An 18,350-nucleotide genomic window follows, 5' to 3' on the forward strand; every position below is an offset into this window, starting at 1 on the left:
CATACTCGTTAGGCTACCATGTGTGTTCTTAATTAAATAAAGTTTGTATATCACTTAGGCGACTGGAAGTCTTAACTACATAGACAAAACCCACGGAGGTGGGTTTGAAACTCTTGATCTTTATTAGTCTGCTTTCGCGGACTTTGTTTGTGTAGTAGTGAATTCTATTTGCCAAATGCTTCCTTGGAAGAATTTAGAGGCTCTACCTAAATATGACTGTTTCGCGGACAATTTGCTTGGGATTTCTGGCTGTCATCACTGTGGGGACGATTTTGCTGATGCTGCCTATTTCAACTAGCGACGGCAGCTGGAATAACTTAGTTGTGGCATTATTCACCTCAACATCCGCCGTTTGTGTGACTGGCTTATCAGTGGTTGACCCTGGGACTTATTTTTCTTTTTGGGGACAACTGTTTATTGCGCTGTTAGTTCAGATTGGTGGGTTGGGTTATATGACAACTACAACCTTTTTGATTTTGCTAATTGGGCGCAGATTTGACCTCCGGCAAAAAATGGCGATTCAACAAGCATTAGACAGACCAGGAATGCACGGTAGCTCCCACGTTATTCGCTCAATTATTGCCACTACTTTAATTTTTGAAATTACAGGTATATTTCTGCTTCTACCCGCTTTTGTTCCGCAATATGGTTGGTCACAAGGGCTATGGTTAGCGATTTTTCATAGCGTTAACTCTTGGAATAATGCAGGTTTTAGCTTGTTTAAAGATAACTTAATTGGTTATCAAACATCTGTGTTAGTGGTTTTCACAGTTACTACATTAATTATCTTTGGTGGCATTGGTTATCAAGTCATTTTAGAGATGTATCTTTGGTTACGCGATCGCGTACTCAAACAGAAGACAAATTTGGTACTTTCTTTAGATTTCAAAGTAGCCACCAGTACAACTTTAATCCTGTTATTTATCGGCACATTTGCTTTCTTTTGTATAGAAGGTAGAAACCTTGATACCTTTGGAAAATTAAATTTTGGTGGTCAATTTTTAGTGGCTTGGTTCCAATCTGTTACCCCTAGAACTGCCGGGTTTAATACTATTGATATTAGTCAAATGACCACGGCTGGTTTATTTATTACAATCGCACTGATGTTTATTGGGGCAAGCCCTGGCGGTACAGGCGGCGGCATTAAAACTACAACTTTACGAGTTCTGACTAGTTGTACTAAAGCAATTCTTCAAGGCAAAGAAGAAGTTTTATTATATGAACGTAGCATAGCAATATCTTTAATATTAAAAGCTGTGGGTGTATTAGTCGGTTCCGTAGCTACGGTAATTTTTGCAACGATTCTTATCGCCCTTACAGACCCACAATTAGACTTTATTCAAATTCTGTTTGAAGTAGTATCTGCCTTTGCAACAGTCGGTCTTTCTACAGGCATCACAGGCACAGTATCTACCGCAGCTAAACTGATATTAATTATGACTATGTATATCGGTAGAGTAGGTGTTTTACTATTAATGTCAGCTATTTTAGGTGACCCTCGTCCTAGTAGAATTCACTATCCTGAAGAAAACTTACTGGTGGGATAGCCGTACTTTGTATCAGTGCCATTAACCTAAGCTGATAAAATGTAAAACACTAGGCAAAAAATAAAAATTGTTACTTTAAGTTAGATTGAAGCATTTTTTGTCCTAAATACAGGGAGCGTTAATAAGGATAGCAACTGTGAATCTTGCATCACTAGGATTTTTTCGCAGTTTACGTAAAGATAACCATCAATTTGCTGTAATTGGGTTAGGTCGCTTTGGTCGGTCTGTTTGTTCAACACTGCATAAATTTGGTTATCAAGTGCTAGCAACAGATGTTGATGAAAAAAGAGTATCAGAAGCTTTGACAGAAGAAATAGTAAGTCATGCTTTGCAACTAGATTCAACAGAACCAGCAGCACTCAAAGAAGCAGGAATTTTTGAATTTGATACAGTAATTGTAGCGATTGGTAATTATGTTCAAGAAAGTATTGTGACTACTCTCAATGTTAAAGAAGGTGGTGTACCTCACGTTGTGGCCAAAGCATCAAGTGAAGTTCACCGCAAGTTATTAAAGAGAGTTGGTGCAGACCACGTTGTTTTTCCTGAATATGAAGCAGGCTGTGCTTTAGCGCGTACCCTCACCAAACCATCGATATTAGATAGATTTGACCTCGACCCAGATCATAGTATTGTCGAGTTGATAGTTCCCGATGAATTTCATAGCAAAACCATTACAGAAATTCAACTGCGTAACCGTTATGGGTTAAATTTGCTGGCTGTGAGTCAAGATGGCAAATTTGTAATTAATCCAGACCCTCTCAAGCGTCTAGAACGTGGTTCCGCAATGGTAGTTATTGGCTGCAACAAAGATATTAATCGCTTACCAATTTAATGCTCTAACTAAGGAAAATAAGAATTACACTTAAGTATATGGTGTAATAACCCTGAATAAAGAATTTTGTTTTTGATAGCGGTTATGGATTTAATAGTTAAAGATTTAGCAGCCATTGATGATCGACTTTCTCAGCGTCATATTGACCTTGACCCGGCTGGATATTTCATCATCTATTTAGATAGAGGCGAGGGATTAATTTATGCAAAGCATTTCACAAATGTCATTGATGAACGTGGTTTAGCTATAGATCCCGAAACAGGTAAAGTAATTCCTGCCAAAGGTAAAGTAGAAAGAACTCACACCACAGTTTTTAATGCTAGAACAGCCAAAGAACTCTGCGTCAAAATTTTTGAACAAACTCAACCCTGTCCAGTTACTCAGTTAGACCATGCAGCCTATTTAGGCAGAGAATTTGTCCGGGCTGAAGTAGCTTTAGTGACAGGGCAAGAGTATGTTCAAGACTAAGAAAAGTATGAAGTCTGAAATTTCAGACTTCATACTTCAGAATTAGCCGTTAGATGGTGGTTGATAGACTAGATAGATGTAGTAAGTCGCCATCGGGATAATGGTTGCAGCAATTAGCAGTCCTACCACCCAAGCAGTCGCGTTACCTTGGTTGGTGTCTTCTGCTTTTGTGAAGGTGCCTTCTACCTGTACGTTGTCAGCAATTTGGGGTGGGCCGGGGTCGGGTTCACCAGAGAGAACTTTAACTAGGCGATCGCTCGCATCTAAAAATGCTTGATTATATTTATTACCATTGCGTAATGGTGCAGCTAAGGTTTCAGCTGCGATACTCTCGGCAATAGAATCAGTTAGCAAAGACTTGACTTTATCTCCGCTAAGAATCGCAGTATTGTTGGTAACGGTATCCAGCATTAACAAAGTTTGGTTGGCTTGCGCTTCCTTTGTCGGGAACCATTTTTCAAAAAGCCCTTTAGTAAAGCTTTCTGAGGTTTCACCATAGTCTAAACGGCGAATGGTGACAAATCTCACTTCATTGCCAGTTTTCTTTGCCAAATCCTCAAAGGCACTACTAATCTTACCTTCGTTGATGCGACTAATAACTTCACCTTGATCTACAACCCAGTCACCGCCTGGGGTTAAATTAGGAATTTGATACACGCCAGTAGCTAGCGCAGGGCTAGCCAAAAGCGATGCACCAAGAATAATTGCCAGTATTGGTGTAAGCAGCCAAATGATGTATGTTTTAATGCCAAATACTGTTCTGAGGAGCTGGTTCATTGGATTGATCCTAAGACAGACTAGCACCAAAAATACTACACAATTAATGACAAAATCACCTGGTTAGAGAATTTATCTATGTAAAAAATTAGAATGCTGTTGAGAGTTGACTGTCAAAGTTCAACGACTCCATGAAGTGATCATGCAATAAATAGTAATTTTTGTACTGTCAGGCTGAATCCAAATGTTTAGAACTGACTTTGCTATCTATTCAAGAACATTATGATATAACCGAATTTCTGCCTTAGCTGCTACATAAAGTAATTTTTGGGAAACAGGGTGGTTTTTTTCCGGTTGCAAACGCAGAGTGAAGACAGACTTTTATAAAGTAGCAATTTGAATAGATACAAGAGTATGCCACAGAAATCAGCCGCCTTGAAGTTTGTGATTTTACTGGGCTTTGTTAGCCTCTGTGCTGATGCCACCTATGAAGGAGCGCGTAGTATTACGGGGGCTTATTTGCAGGTTTTGGGAGCAAGCGGCACTGTGGTAGGCCTAGTAGCAGGCTTTGGAGAACTAATTGGTTATGGCTTGCGCCTAGTCATTGGATATCTCAGCGACCAGACGCGCAAGTATTGGGGTATTACAACTTTAGGATTTATTTTGAACACTGCCGTTGTACCACTATTAGCCTTTGCAGGGAGATGGGAAGTTGCAGCAGGTTTGATGATGGCAGAACGCACAGGTAAAGCCGTGCGTACACCCCCAAGAGATGCACTTCTGTCTCATGGTGTGAGTCAAATTGGCAGAGGTTTTGGCTTTGGTCTGCATGAAGCAATGGATCAAACCGGCGCGGTGATGGGGCCTTTAGCGGTAGCCGCAATGGTTTATTTCCAAGGAGAGTATCGCAACGGCTTCACGATTTTGATTGTACCTGCGGTGTTGGGATTGATTGTGTTATTGGTTTTGCAATTCCTTTATCCCAACCCCAGCGATTTAGAAATCGAACATGAAATTAATGAAGAAGACGGAATCCCGCGAGCATTTTGGATTTATCTTGGTGCTGTTGCCATTATTGCGGCTGGTTATGCAGATTTTCCCTTAATCGCTTTTCATTTTCAAAAAGGAAATATTGCTTCAGGACAAACAATTCCCCTATTTTATGCGTTTGCAATGGGAGTTGATGCTGTAGCTGCACTCATATTTGGCTATCTGTTTGACCGCGCAGGTATTTCTATTTTGATGGTTGCGGCTTTTGTTTCATCCTTTTTCGCACCGTTGGTATTTTTCGGCGATACCCAACTAGCACTTTTAGGCATCGCATTTTGGGGTATTGGGATGGGCGCACAAGAGTCAATTTTAAAAGCGGCGATCGCCGGACTCGTACCCAAAAACAAACGCGCCACAGCTTATGGTATCTTTAGCACTGGCTATGGTTTTGCTTGGTTTTTAGGCAGCACTTTAATGGGTGTTTTGTATGATCGCTCTCTCACCCTATTAGTAGTATTTTCCACCGCCACTCAACTACTAGCAATTCCCTTCTTTGTTTGGGTGCAATTGCAAGCGAATAAATCTAAACTATAATTAACCGACAAGCCTTTTTAAATCAAAGAATCTGGGTCTACACCCAGGTTTCTCAATTGTTCGGCTAATATTTGAGCGCGTTGTTCTGCTTGTTGTAAGCGTTCTTCTGCTTGTTGCGCCCGTTCTTCGGGTGTTAACAAACGCCTTCCTTGTTCGTCATACCAATAAAGCCACTCTCGCGTAATTCCTAGATAAGTTCCTCTTTCATAGCCAATTTTTAAACCAATTTCTGTGAGCCAAACTGGGTTTCCTGGTAGTAATTTATATTTCCCATCCGCTAAATAATATACTTCTAAACGAGCTTTTTGCCGCCGTAGGGGATTGTAAATCACATAATACAAAATTCCCAACTTAGCATAAAATTCTTTTTTACTAGAATATTCTCCTCGACGTTTGTGAGAAACTACCTCTAACACCATCGTTGGTACGCGCCTTTCTTCCCAAAGCACATAGCTGAGACGCAAGTTTTCATCGAGAATGCGTTCTACACCCAGACTCAAAAACCCATCCGGAACAATAGCTGGCTCATCAGGATCGTAATAAATCCCCATATCAACGCCAAAAAACCAGTCCATTCGCTCTGGCCAAGCCATAGCTAAGATAGCTTTGAGTAAACCCGGAATTAAATCTTGTAGTTCGTTATCCACAGGGGTGTCGTCTGAGTCTGGCAAATCCTCAGCCGAGGGTAAGCAATCCAACGGATCGTACTGTAGCATGGGCTGATACGCGATTATTACCTAGTTTTAGTCTAATTAAATTAGGTTAAAGTTTTCAGAATTTTAAAATTACAGCAATATTGGGTACTTTTGGTGCCATTTTCTCCTATTTCCCTCAACTACACTCCTCTTCCTTTGCGTTCCTCCGCGCGTACTCTGCATCCCTCTGCGTTTAAAATACTTTCGCCACAAACCAACCTACAACACCCAAACCTAAAAATAACGGTGTCAACCAATCACCCCAACGCACATATAAAGTCTGCGTTTGGCGGCGATATATGGTTTCTGCGTGAGTTTGGTAGATGTTATAGCCAGATATCCACAGAGTTCTGCCGTGAGAGTCTACAAAAGCCGAATACCCGGTATTTGTTGCCCTTGCAGACCATCTATCAGTTTCAATTGCTCGCATAATATCCTGTGCATGATGCTGAAATGGCATAGCTGCACTGTAATGAGCATCGTTAGAAGAACTAAGGATAAATTGCCCACCCGCCGCAGCTTGACGGCGAAATATCTCAGGAAATGCAGATTCGTAGCAAATACCTACAATTGCCCGTCCAAAGGGTGTATCAAATATCTGGTTGGCTGCACCATGAACTTGATGTTCATCCAAAGGTGACAAGCGGCTGACTAGTTTACCTAAAATTTCTTCAAAGGGAATAAATTCACCCAATGGTACTAATTTAGATTTATCGTAGCGGCTGGTAACTTCGCCCTGACTATTAACTGTAAATAAACTATTTGTATAACTGCGTCCGCGTTCGCCAAAAGCGCCAACCCAAACCAAAACCCCTTTTTGCTGTACTGCGGAAATTAGAGGAGTGTCGCCTAAGTTACGTTCAAATATAGGTAAAGCACCTTCGGGTGTGAGAACGGCATTCACACCTTGTTCGGCTAGAGTTAAATAGCCGCTAGTATAGCCTGTGATGGCGCGGCGATAACCTTCGGGTTTGACTTTGATTTTGTTGGGGATGTTACCTTGAACAACTCCGATTTTTAAGGCGGCTTCTGGTGGTTGGGCTAAGGGTTGGCTATATAAGAAAAAGCCAAGCAGGTGTAAGGTGATGAATAGTCCTGTGGCAGTAATTAAATATTTATTTACGAACCGCCGAGGCGCAGAGAAGCCAGTACGTTGGGCGGGTTCCCCGACTTGAAGCAACTGGCGCGACGCAGATGATAGATAGGCTTCGGCGATGAGGCCGTTGATAGCAGCGATCGCAGCTGTTACAGTATTAGGGCCAGAGAGTTGACCGAGATGTAAAATTACTAGATTATGCGGTGATTGAGTGTAAGCTAGAGAACTCCACCACAAGGAACCAGAACTCCACAAGCTTTCTAAGGCGCACCAGATGGCTGTACCAATTAGAACGCGTAACCACGGTTTTGACTGATTCAAGCGTGCCATGACAGCAGCCCAAATACTAACAAATAGCCCTCCCCATAGGCTAATAAATCCCCAGCAAAATAGGGTAATAGCCAAACTCGGCCACCAAGGTACACCCAACCAATCCATAGGGTGAATCCCGGTAATCCAAAAGAGGGCAACGCTGTGATAACCTATACCCCAAGCCAAGCCGAGGAGAGGAGAAGAGGCTTTTTTCTTATTTGCAGAAGTAACAACTAATACCCAAAGCGGGGCTAAGGCTATCCAAGCCAAAAACCATGCACCCACGGGGGCGACGGTTAGCCCCATCAAAACACCACTGAGTAAAGCAATTAAGTAAGGAAGCATGGAAGTTATTCTTTCCCCCTGCTTCCTCTGCTTTCCTTGCTCCCCCGGCTTTTTACTCTGCTTCTTCTGCATCACCAGTATCAGGCGGAACGATCGCAACGCCTGTAATTGCGTCATCTTCATCCAAGCGTTGCACTCTTACACCAGTTGCCGAGCGCGATTGGATGGAAATCGCATTGGTAGCCTGACGGATAATAATACCGCGATTTGTCACCATCATGATTTCATCATCGCTGTTGACGATTTGCAAGGTTGCTAATTTGTCTTTGGTTTTGCGGTTCTTGAATTTGGTAGCCATTAAACCTTGACCAGCACGGTTTTGCAATCGGAATTGGGCAACAGGTACACGTTTGCCATATCCGCCCATTGTGATGACTAACACCCAAGGCCCAACACTGCTGTTTTCGGGTACTTCTGTGGTTTCTTCCACAGTTTCGATATCTTCGGTTTCGACCTCTTCGATTTCTGGTTCCTCCGTGTTGAGGGTGTCCAGAATGGCTGCGGGAATAATATCCATCCCCACGAGTTCGTCGCCGGTTTTGAGTTTCATCGATTTCACGCCCCGCGTCGCCCTACCCAGAGGACGCAGTTGTTCATGGGTACATCTAAAGTGAATCGCCATCCCTAGACGAGAACCAATGATGATGCTGTCTTCGACTCTGGCGCGACGTACCCACCGCAGTTGATCACCTTCTTCCAAGGAAATGGCAATTAAACCATTCGCCCGAATATTACTAAAAGCAGCTAATGCGGTTTTCTTGATATTGCCACCTTTAGTCAGCATGACTAAATATTCGTCGTCGCTGAACTCGTCAACCGGGACAATCGAGGTGATTTTTTCTTCTTTGGGAATGGGTAGCATCTGCACTATGGGTGTGCCGCGACTGGTACGCGAACCCACTGGAATTTGATAAGCTTTGAGACAGTAAACTACGCCGCGATCGCTAAAGAATAAAACACTATCGTGATCGCAGCAAGTTAAGAAATGCTCTACGGTGTCATCATCTTTTACCTTGGCAGCAGCTTTGCCTCTGGTGGCACGGCTTTGTGCCTCGAAGGTGTTCACAGGCATCCGTTTGATGTAACCTTGTTCTGTTAACAGAATAATTGCCTTTTCGTTAGCAATCAGGTCACGTTCATCAATTTCACCTTCGGCGTGAGTAATAACTGTACGCCGGGGTGTGGCAAAGCTAGTTTTAATTTGCGAGATTTCAGTTTCAATAATTTCTAAGATTCTTTCTCGCCGTGCCAAAATATCTTGCAAATTGGTAATCTGTGTTTGCAAATCTTCATGTTCTAGGCGAATTTTATCTGCTTCTAGGGCAGTTAACCGCCGCAGCTGCATTTGCAAAATCGCATCGGCTTGAACTTCCGAAAGCCCGTAAGTTGTGATTAACTCACCTTTAGCTGTGGGTGCATCAGGGGCATGACGAATTAGATTTATAATTGCATCTAAATGTGATAGAGCAATCAATAACCCTTGCAATATATGGTCGCGTTCTTCCGCTTTTCGCAGTTCGTAGCGGGTGCGTCTGGTAATAGATTCGATGCGGAAATCTAGGAAGACTTCTAAGAACTGCTTGAGGGTGAGAATTTGCGGTTCGCCGTTGACCAACGCCAGCATATTCGCCCCAAAGTTAGCTTGCAGTGGGGTTTGCTTGTAAAGGTTGTTCAATACCACACGGGGATAAGCATCGCGCTTGAGTTCGATGACAATTCGCATCCCGTCGCGATCGCTTTCGTCCCTGATATCTGCAATGCCTTCAATCCGCTTATCGTTCACTAATTCGGCGATTTTCTCGATTAATGCCGCTTTATTAGTTTGATAAGGCAGTTCGGTAACGATAATTGCTTCTCGTTCTGGACGACCGCGTTGTTCGATGGTTTCAATGTTAGCGACACCGCGCATGGTAATGGAACCGCGCCCAGTGGTATAAGCTTCTTTAATTGCTGCCGTTCCGAGAATCTGCGCCCCAGTGGGAAAGTCTGGACCAGGGATATGCTGCATTAACTGGAGGTCGGTGATTTCCGGATTGTGAATCAATGCGACTACCCCGTCAATCAGTTCGCCTAAGTTGTGGGGAGGGATATTAGTTGCCATCCCCACAGCAATGCCTGATGAACCATTTAGTAGAAGTTGAGGAATCCGCGATGGCAGAACTGTTGGTTCTTGCTGGGAACCGTCGAAGTTGTCAGCAAAGTCTACGGTTTCTGATTCGATGTCTTGTAGTAAAGCAGCACTAGTCAAAGCTTGCAAGCGACATTCTGTGTATCGCATTGCGGCTGGCGGATCGTTATCTACTGAACCAAAGTTACCATGACCATTAATTAGGGGCGATCGCATGGAAAAATCCTGCGCCATCCGCACCAAGGCATCATATACTGCTGTGTCGCCGTGAGGGTGATATTTACCCAACACTTCCCCAACCACACGAGCGCACTTTCTAAACGGGCGATCGTGCAATAAACCTAGCTCGTGCATTGCGTAGAGGATACGGCGATGCACAGGTTTCAGACCATCCCTGGCATCTGGCAGCGCCCGACCCACTATCACACTCATGGCGTATTCCAGATAAGACCGGGACATTTCGTTCCGGAGATCTGTTGGGATAATCCTCTCCTGTGAGGTTGTCATAACCTAAAAAACTCCAAAAATCGTAGATTTTAGCCTTTACAATTGGCAAAGCGTAAAATTATTCCAAATTACTCTTGAATAATTGACATATTTTGATACAATTCTAGCACGTATTGTTTTTTTTTGCCCCAACAGTTAACCTATAAGTATGATGGCAATTGGTATTTTTGGGCGCGGTAAATAGCATCTAATTAAAAAAGTTTTAGCTACAAAAAATAAATTACTAAAATTCTCCCAAAAAAGGGTAAATCCGCCCAATTACTAAGGAATGACTGAGCCTACATCAGCAAGAGGAAGTAAATGGCATTCAGTTAAAAATTCCGATAGACACGATAAGCAGAAAAACTAACAATCTAAAGAAATTTTGAATAATTTTTTTTAGCTCTTGTTATCAGATTATCCGGTTTATGATAGTAACGATCGCCAATCAATATTGATTTTCGCAGTAGTTATTTAATCGAGGTTCTGAGGCACTGATGACATTTCAACAATTAGCAATAGGTAGCTATTTTCGTTTACCTGGTGTAAGTTATGGCTGTGTATATAGAAAGGCCAGCCATTCTTGTGGCAGTTTAAATGCATTATTACAGACAATACGCCCAACAACAAAAGTTATTCCCCTAAATGCGGCAGCAGTCGCTAAATATTTGGCGGATAAAAAAGAAGCTCTGAATAATCTCAAGATTTAGTTATAAGTTTTGATAACTACACATACTTGTTTAGGCTAGGGAATAGGGGACAGCAAAGAAATAACATCGAAATTGAGTTTCTGCAAAAATCAAAATGAGTCGTGCATAAAGAATTGATTGCGAATTTTTAAACAAATGGGCTGAAAAAACCAAACTATACGCCTAAAAAACTAGTCCCTAGCCTTTAATCCCTAGTTCCTCTTTCATATATGTCTAAGAAATTTATTTCATCGAAACTCTCTGATTTTAATGAATAGCTTCTTGCTGAGACTTCAATTGAGCAGCAATCAAAGGAACTTTGGGAGCCAGAAAGAATCCCACCAAACTAGCAAATAAAATTGGTGTAAATGGACTAAAACCAGTCAGTTTTGATAACAACAAAGTTGTACTTATGGGTGTGCGTGTTACTGCGGCGTTAATAGCAGCCATTGTACAAATCATCGCCAAGGCAGGATTAATTCCCGGAATTAAAGTTACTACGGCTTTGCCAATACAAGCACCAGTAAAAAATAAGGGGATAATGAATCCACCGCGCCACCCACCTGTAACTGTCATGCTAATGGCAGCCATTTTACCTAAAGCTAAGGTTAACAAGAAAACAACAGAAAAGTTAGTTGTCAGAACTGTTTCTAATTCTTCATGTCCAAAATAACGGGTAAGTGGTAAGAGAGTTGCTAAACTACCAAGTCCTAATCCTGCTAGTGTGGTGCGTAAATAAATAGGGGTGGGAATGTGGGCAAAAAGTCTGTCGCAACTCCGAAAAATCCACATAAAAACCCATCCGGCGATCGCTCCAATTATGCCAAACAAGATAGCAAAGGCAAAATCATCGATGTTTTCCAGGCGATATTGCGGGAAATGCCAAGTCGGTGCAATTCCCAAACGCGTAATCGCCGCAAATACCAAATAACTTGCACAACTAGAAACAATCGCTGGCATTAAAGCTTCGTAATATTCCACAATATGCTGATGGTGCAGAATCTCTAGGGCGAACATCGCCCCACCCAGAGGTGCGCCAAATAAAGCCGTAAAACCACCCGCCATCGCCGCCAAACTCATAGATCTGAGATCTTCGCCTTCGAGTTTGAGGCGATCGCCTACCCAAGTCCCAAAAGAACCTGTAACCTGTACTAATGGGGCTTCTGGGCCAGCACTCCCACCAGCAGCGATACTAACTAACGAAGCCAGAATCATCGACGGATTTTTGCGCGCATCCAAGCGTCCACCGCGAAAGTGAATATTATCCACAATCACGGCAATTTCGCCCGGATTCCCCAAAAAATGAATTACTAGCCCAATAATTAAACCTGCTAACGGCATCACAATCAGCAGGCTGATACCTTGGAATTGATGCAACTGATGAGTTAATAGTTCTAGAACATTCCAATATAAACCAGCAAACAGACCACAAACGGTTCCCACAACAGCCCAGCGCAATACCCATCGGGAAATCATCAACGGATTTCGCCTTGACAGTCCGAACATTTGAGCGAATTTCCAGCGTTGAGTTTGATTATCTGTGGGGGGCTGATTTGGTAGCACTAGTGTTTTCCTGTTTTAGTGACTCTTAAGATACTGAATATTTACGTCTTTTATGGTAAATGCTATTTGCCTCTGTAAACCGAAGAAAAGACATCAACTTTACTGCTGCATCCGATAATATTTACCAATGGTTAAAATTTCCTGAATTAAGAAAGATAAGGCTAAAGTCCTTAAAATGCCCAAAAAAATTAGAGAGTTAAAAGCGATAAATAGAAAAATCTGGAGAAATTAATGCGGAGGAAGAATGAATTATCGCTATAGCATGATTATTCAATGGTCAGATGAAGATAAATGCTATTTAGTCCATCTACCGGAATTTCCTTGGCAGCAGTACCACACTCACGGCGCAACCTACGCAGAAGCCGCCAAACACGGACAGGAAGTTATTGAATCACTCATTGAATGGTATCAAGAACAGGGAAAGCTTTTACCGGAAGCGATCGCTTTACCTGAAAAGCCGTTAAAAGTAGCGTAATAACGTTGGAAATCTATCTAACACTGAGTACATAACAATTTAAGCCCCAAGATAGTGTGTGCTTCGTGGCTGCATTGCTTAGGCTTGGTCTAGAAATAGGAGACAAAACTTATGAACAAAGAAACAGTTCCTAGCCAAGCTGAAAAAATGAATCCTGAAGGCCACGCATCAGAATTAAGCCCAGAAACGCTAGACAAAATCAAACATCCCGCGAAAATGGATGATGTGATTCGGGAACAATCAGCCGAAGAACGCCGGAGTAACCCAGCTTTAGTACCAGAAATGCTAGATGAACCTACCGATGAAATGATTGGGTTCACCAAAGAGTAGTGAGACTGCTGAGGATACAATAGCCTCAGTGTCTTGCTTATCGCTCCCTATGCTACCAGTCATCTATTCCGATGAGTTTTTAGATCACAAGACTGGAACCTATCATCCAGAAAACCCAGAACGTCTGACGGCGATTGTCAAAGCTTTAAAGGAGGCTGCATTCGCAGAACAAATCGCTTGGCGATCGCCGACTCCCGTCTTTGATAAGCCATCATTGATGTCTTTGTTATTACAAGTACACAGCCCGTCCTACGTTAAAAAAGTTGGGGATATCGCTGCTAGTGGTGGTGGTTATTTAGATGGGGATACACCAGTTTCTCCCAACAGCTATGATGTGGCGTTATTGGCTGTAAGTGCTTGGTTGGATGGTATTGATATTGTCCTATCTACTGAAAACCCTGCGTTTGTGCTGGCGCGTCCACCTGGACATCATGCTGAAAGTGATGCGGGAATGGGGTTTTGTTTATTTTCTAATGCGGCGATCGCCGCGTTTTATGCTTTAGAAAACCCTGAAGTGAACCGTGTCGCTATTCTCGATTGGGATGTGCATCATGGTAACGGTACACAGGCGATCGTCGAAACTCATCCACAAATTGCCTACTGTTCTCTACATCAGTACCCCTGTTATCCCGGAACTGGCAAAGCTTCCGAACACGGTTTGCATCATAATGTTTTGAATATCCCGATACCGCCTAGTAGCGACATCGCTATCTATCAGCCCCTTTTAGAAAAAAAGATAATACCATTCTTAGAAAACTTTCAACCAGACTTGTTAATTGTCAGTGCTGGTTATGATGCCAATGCCGCAGATCCTTTAGCCAGTATCAATTTGCAACCAGAAGATTATGGTTTATTTACTGATTACTGTTTAGGTATAACTCGAAAAATTCTTTTTGGTTTAGAAGGTGGCTATGATTTTCAAACTCTTTCTCAATCTGTTGTAGCAACAGTTGAACGCTGTTTACTATAATTTCAAGCCATTATTTCTTCAAGGGTGGTGTGAGTTAATCCACCCTTTAGTATGTCAAACTAACTACATCAATAATTTTTTTTATAACTAATATATTCACTTTATCAAGTAGTTCTACTTAGAACCCCTAGAATTCGTAAAAGTTAATTACTCAATCAGCTTTACAATTCTTTACATTAGTTTTAATCATCATCACCATCAGGTTAACTATAATTTTGTCCCTTCATTGGGAATGAAATAACCAAAAATTTTGTTTAAAAAAATTGCCTAAAGTAAAAATAAATTGCTTACAAGTTTTTTTCAGTACAGGTTGGCAATAAAATTTGATATCGCAGCCTAAAATCCTTGTAGTGATGGAATTTGAGCGATAGTTGCCAGCTTCATAATTATATAGTTTTGACTAATATCAGTTAGTTGATTTACTAAATTAACAGGCAATTTTACTGTAAGTATGGATGCATAAATTTCTACATAAAAAAACTTCTGTATTTGTTGTGCCTAAATTTTGATGGAATTCATCGAAACTTTAAAAAGAAAAATTTAGCAAACTCTTATCTAAGACCTAAAGTTTTGTTAAGATGCAATTGCTAGCAATATTTCAACGGGAATCCTTAGTCACAGTGTTGAAATATCAAATAGTACTAGCCACATAGAGTTCAAAGGTGAAGGAATGACCACCTACATTTTTTTTGATGAAGCCCTTCGGATGCTGACTAACGCCTACTTGCTATCAGCAGTTTTCCTAATAGCTGCCTCTGGTATAGGTTTAGCAGTGATTGAAACGATTGAAAAAACAGGAGAACGTTAATTTAGACTTTGACGGTGTACTGCTTGGCGAAAACCTCTGAGTGCAGGTGTTCGCTATAAAGAAATCCTGGGAACACTAAACCTTGAAAGTCTCACAGCGTTGCAGATCTATCTGATATTTGGAAGCAGGGAACTGTACGCTGAGACAAAAATCCAGGAGCATCAATTATGAATTTATTAGACACAATCTTGGGCATAGACAACCAAAGCCCAGGGGTGTTGACATCGGCGGAAGCTTTTGCTGCTATTACCTTAGTGGCGATTACCCCAGATGGTTTGCTGTCGGAACAGCAAACCCGTAGTATCTTTTCTGTACTATCGCGGATCAAGCTTTTTAACAGTTATTCGGAAGATAATATGAATAATCTGTTAGAAAAAATTCTAGGCATTCTGCGACGCGATGGTTTCAATGCCTTATTTAATGTAGCGAAAGAGTCTTTATCTTCAGAACTAAGAGAGGCTGCTTTTGCTGTAGCTGCTGATTTGGTATTGGCTGAAGCCATAGTCACAGAGGAAGAGAAAAATTTTTTAAATGATTTATCTCATGCTTTAGATATTCCTCACGATACTGGCATCAAAATTTTGCAGGTATTAATGATCAAAAATCAGCGATAATAGGTTGAAAGTGTCTAAATCAATTAATATCCTGCAATTTTAACTAACATGATTGGCTTACAACAGATTTGGCTGCTTAAATTCCAGTTGCCACACTGTGATTGTAATATTTGGTCGTGATGATACACCAACACAGTTGTTTAAATATTCACCATTTAAAATTATCAGGCTCAAAGAATAACTCCGGTATACCTATCGGAAATAATGACTTTTTGAGCAAAATTTGAGTATACTTTTTTTAATAGTTAGTTATTAGTCCTTGTGTTATGGCAATCCTATTACTAGAAGACGGTACAGTCGAGAGCGATTTAAGTGAGATAGTTCATGAACTTGCTCCTATTGGGGTACATCTGAAACACTATGACCCCGGAACATCGCTGCTTTTCCCGGACTTACTAGAACAGGAAGTTTTGACTCATTCCGAGAAGCACTACATTGTAGATTTGCATAGTAGTGTATTTGAATTTCTCCAGCAAGAAACAGGTTCTCTCTGGTGTGACTTATTGAATTTGCATCCAGGTGCGCCTAATCTTAAAATGCTGCTAGATACCTACAGTCGTTATCATACTCATACTGCTGCTGAACCTCTTTATGTATTGGCAGGCGAAATGATTTTTGGTTTTGTCAGACCTGATGGTAGCCAAGTGCAGCTTTTAGTTCAGTCACAAGATTACATTTGTATCCCCGCAGGAGTAGAGCATTGGTGTAGTCTGACAGCATCTTTAAGTTTTAAAGCGGTGCGCTATTTCACTTCGGCAGAGGGTTGGGTTCCCAATTACACAGGAACTCAGTTAAATGATGCGCTCAAGCCGCGTTAAGCCTGAAGCTGGGCGATCGCAGCTAGCATTTGTTGGTAGTATTCTATGTTTCCTTCTTGATAATAGATGTTGGCAGATTGTTGAAAATCAGCGATCGCGCCTTGATAATCTTGTAATTGACGGTAAATATCAGCACGTAACATATAAGCTGATGCCCAATGAGGATGACGCTGCAAGGCTTGGTGCAAGTCTGTTAATGCTCCTTGTAAGTCTCCTAATAGTAAACGGCTACGGCCTCGGTGATACCAGTCTTCTGCAAAACTAGGGTCAAGGGCGATGGCTTGGGTGTAATCTTCAATAGCTCTGTGATATTGTTTGAGAGCATAATAAGCACCAGCGCGATCGCTGTAAAATGCCGCAGATTTGGGATTAATTTGCAGCGCTTGGCTATAATCAGCAATTGCACCTTGATAATCTTGCAAAGCATAGCGCAGTGAACCCCGATTGTAATAAGCCTCCACTAATTTGGGGTTAACTTTTAATGCTTGATTATAATCTGCCATAGCTCTTTGTTCGGCTCCTAACAAGCGGAGTGCATTACCGCGATTGCAGTAAGCTTCGGCAAAATCAGCAGAGAGTTTGATGGCTTGGGTATATTCTTCGACGGCGGCTAAATAATCACGTAGAGCTTCGCGGGCTAATCCCCGACCGTAGTATGCTGTAGCTAAATTAGGATTCAGCTGCAATGCGCGATTGTAATCTAAGATTGCGCCTTGATAATCTCCCAAACAACGACGGGCCGTAGCGCGATCGCAGTATCCTTGGGCAAAGTCGGGATGAATTTGTAAGATGCGATTGCTATCTGCTAATGCGCCTTGATAGTCTCCTAGTTGGCAACGAGCATAAGCGAGAAAACCGTAAACTAAAGCTAACGTCGGATTTTTTGCTAGTGCTTGCTCATAATCAGCGATCGCACCTTGATAATCACCTAATGTTGCCCGTACCAGTCCTCTTTCGTAGTATGCTTGGACATCTTCAGGATTTAAACTTAGAGCTTGGTTAAAATCAGCAATCGCTGCTGGATAATCTTGTTGGTATGAACGGACTAGTCCGCGATTATAGTATGCAGGTGCAAAACTCGGATTAATTTGTAATGCCCGATTGTAATCAGCAATTGCGCCTTGACAGTCATTTAAGGCAAAGCGCGTATTACCTCGATAATGATAGGCTTCCACTAGATTAGGATCTAGCTGTAATGCCCGTTCATGATCGGCGATCGCTTGCTGATACTCTTTTAAAATATGAAAAATATTACCGCGACTGCTATAAACGGCGGCATAATCGGGATACCACTGTAAAGCTTGTTGAAAATCTGCTAAGGCTGCTTGATAATCGCCGTTCTCGCTTCTGGCTACACCACGCTCGTGAAATGCCCGTGCAATATCAAAATCTATATATGTCACTAATTCCGGATTAATCTCAATTGCTTGGTGATAATCAGCTATGGCTTGATCATACTCACCTAATGCACAGTAAACATTTCCCCGGCCGTGATACGATTCTGCCAAGTTGGGATTGATTGCCAATGCCCTCTCGTAATCAGCGATCGCTTCCTCATAATCGGCTAGAGAGTAACGACTATTACCTCTGTTATGGAAGGCTTCAGCAAACTTAGGATTGATTTGGATTGCCTTGTCGAAATCAGCAATTGCTCCAGAATAATTTAGGAGTGAGCTATAAAGAATATTGCCGCGATTATAGTAGGCTTCAGCAAAGTTAGGATTTAACTTAATTGCTTCTGTATAATCGGCGATCGCTCCTTGATAATCTCCTTGCAAATTTTTGTGAAAACCCCTGTTAAAAAAATCGACAGCATTCATCTGTGTTAATTGGGCTGTAAACTCCCGTCCAATAATTTTAAGATGGGTGCCGT

The 18,350-nt window shown here is 41.9% G+C and carries 17 protein-coding genes; 11 read left to right on the top strand and 6 right to left on the bottom strand.

Features of this window, described 5'->3' with window-relative positions; genetic code table 11:
- Positions 1-212 precede the first annotated feature (212 nt).
- The 3 genes from H6G76_RS00775 (at position 213) to H6G76_RS00785 (ending at position 2,847) form a co-directional block, all read left to right on the top strand.
- Positions 213-1,547 carry a TrkH family potassium uptake protein gene (locus H6G76_RS00775; protein ID WP_190694275.1) on the top strand — a complete coding sequence of 445 codons (1,335 nt, stop codon included), beginning with the start codon at positions 213-215 and terminating at the stop codon, positions 1,545-1,547.
- Between the two features lie 136 nt (positions 1,548-1,683).
- Complete coding sequence (locus H6G76_RS00780) at positions 1,684-2,379, top strand: NAD-binding protein (RefSeq protein ID WP_190694277.1); 696 nt, start codon at positions 1,684-1,686, stop codon at positions 2,377-2,379.
- Positions 2,380-2,463: 84 nt separating this feature from the next.
- Complete coding sequence (locus H6G76_RS00785) at positions 2,464-2,847, top strand: DUF4346 domain-containing protein (RefSeq protein ID WP_190694279.1); 384 nt, start codon at positions 2,464-2,466, stop codon at positions 2,845-2,847.
- A gap of 42 nt (positions 2,848-2,889) precedes the next feature.
- On the opposite strand, the gene psb32 is transcribed toward H6G76_RS00785, so the two are convergent.
- Positions 2,890-3,624 carry a photosystem II repair protein Psb32 gene (psb32, locus tag H6G76_RS00790; protein WP_190694281.1) on the bottom strand — a complete coding sequence of 245 codons (735 nt, stop codon included), beginning with the start codon at positions 3,622-3,624 and terminating at the stop codon, positions 2,890-2,892.
- Positions 3,625-3,978: 354 nt separating this feature from the next.
- Here psb32 and H6G76_RS00795 point away from each other — a divergent pair, with 354 nt between their 5' ends.
- Positions 3,979-5,148 (top strand): MFS transporter, encoded by a 1,170-nt coding sequence (locus H6G76_RS00795; protein WP_190694283.1) that lies wholly within the window; start codon positions 3,979-3,981, stop codon positions 5,146-5,148.
- Positions 5,149-5,165: 17 nt separating this feature from the next.
- Here H6G76_RS00795 and H6G76_RS00800 read toward each other — a convergent pair whose 3' ends face one another.
- The 3 genes from H6G76_RS00800 to gyrA form a co-directional block, all read right to left on the bottom strand.
- Positions 5,166-5,864 (bottom strand): Uma2 family endonuclease, encoded by a 699-nt coding sequence (locus H6G76_RS00800; RefSeq protein WP_190694285.1) that lies wholly within the window; start codon positions 5,862-5,864, stop codon positions 5,166-5,168.
- Between the two features lie 172 nt (positions 5,865-6,036).
- The gene (gene lnt / locus H6G76_RS00805) at positions 6,037-7,668 is read right to left on the bottom strand and encodes an apolipoprotein N-acyltransferase (protein ID WP_190694795.1); all 1,632 of its coding nucleotides are present in this window, start codon (positions 7,666-7,668) and stop codon (positions 6,037-6,039) included.
- Positions 7,649-10,231, bottom strand: a complete 2,583-nt coding sequence (gene gyrA / locus H6G76_RS00810) for a DNA topoisomerase (ATP-hydrolyzing) subunit A (RefSeq protein WP_190694287.1) — start codon at positions 10,229-10,231, stop codon at positions 7,649-7,651. The genes lnt and gyrA overlap by 20 nt, the downstream gene beginning before the upstream one ends.
- 476 nt (positions 10,232-10,707) lie before the next feature.
- On the opposite strand from gyrA, the gene H6G76_RS00815 reads away from it, so the two are divergent.
- Positions 10,708-10,920 (top strand): hypothetical protein, encoded by a 213-nt coding sequence (locus tag H6G76_RS00815; RefSeq protein WP_190694289.1) that lies wholly within the window; start codon positions 10,708-10,710, stop codon positions 10,918-10,920.
- Positions 10,921-11,166: 246 nt separating this feature from the next.
- Here the strand turns inward: H6G76_RS00815 and H6G76_RS00820 are convergent, their stop codons facing one another.
- Positions 11,167-12,405, bottom strand: a complete 1,239-nt coding sequence (locus H6G76_RS00820) for a chloride channel protein (RefSeq protein ID WP_190694797.1) — start codon at positions 12,403-12,405, stop codon at positions 11,167-11,169.
- Between the two features lie 301 nt (positions 12,406-12,706).
- Between H6G76_RS00820 and H6G76_RS00825 the strand changes: the two genes are divergently transcribed.
- The 6 genes from H6G76_RS00825 (at position 12,707) to H6G76_RS00850 (ending at position 16,477) form a co-directional block, all read left to right on the top strand.
- On the top strand, positions 12,707-12,937 hold the full coding sequence (locus H6G76_RS00825; RefSeq protein ID WP_190694291.1) for a type II toxin-antitoxin system HicB family antitoxin: 231 nt from the start codon (positions 12,707-12,709) through the stop codon (positions 12,935-12,937).
- A 111-nt stretch (positions 12,938-13,048) separates the two neighbouring features.
- The gene (locus tag H6G76_RS00830; RefSeq protein ID WP_190694292.1) at positions 13,049-13,267 is read left to right on the top strand and encodes a hypothetical protein; all 219 of its coding nucleotides are present in this window, start codon (positions 13,049-13,051) and stop codon (positions 13,265-13,267) included.
- 49 nt (positions 13,268-13,316) lie between these two features.
- Positions 13,317-14,237, top strand: coding sequence for a histone deacetylase (locus H6G76_RS00835; RefSeq protein WP_190694294.1), 921 nt, complete (start codon positions 13,317-13,319; stop codon positions 14,235-14,237).
- Positions 14,238-14,907: 670 nt separating this feature from the next.
- Positions 14,908-15,045 (top strand): hypothetical protein, encoded by a 138-nt coding sequence (locus H6G76_RS00840; RefSeq protein WP_190694296.1) that lies wholly within the window; start codon positions 14,908-14,910, stop codon positions 15,043-15,045.
- 167 nt (positions 15,046-15,212) lie between these two features.
- Positions 15,213-15,659, top strand: a complete 447-nt coding sequence (locus H6G76_RS00845; RefSeq protein WP_190694298.1) for a tellurite resistance TerB family protein — start codon at positions 15,213-15,215, stop codon at positions 15,657-15,659.
- Between the two features lie 266 nt (positions 15,660-15,925).
- Entirely contained in the window at positions 15,926-16,477 is a 552-nt protein-coding gene (locus H6G76_RS00850) for an acireductone dioxygenase (RefSeq protein ID WP_190694300.1), read from the top strand.
- Here H6G76_RS00850 and H6G76_RS00855 read toward each other — a convergent pair.
- Complete coding sequence (locus H6G76_RS00855) at positions 16,474-18,297, bottom strand: tetratricopeptide repeat protein (protein WP_190694302.1); 1,824 nt, start codon at positions 18,295-18,297, stop codon at positions 16,474-16,476. The genes H6G76_RS00850 and H6G76_RS00855 overlap by 4 nt on opposite strands.
- Between the last annotated feature and the right edge of the window lie 53 nt (positions 18,298-18,350).

Source organism: Nostoc sp. FACHB-152 (genome assembly GCF_014697475.1).
Taxonomy (GTDB): Bacteria; Cyanobacteriota; Cyanobacteriia; order Cyanobacteriales; family Nostocaceae; genus Nostoc_B.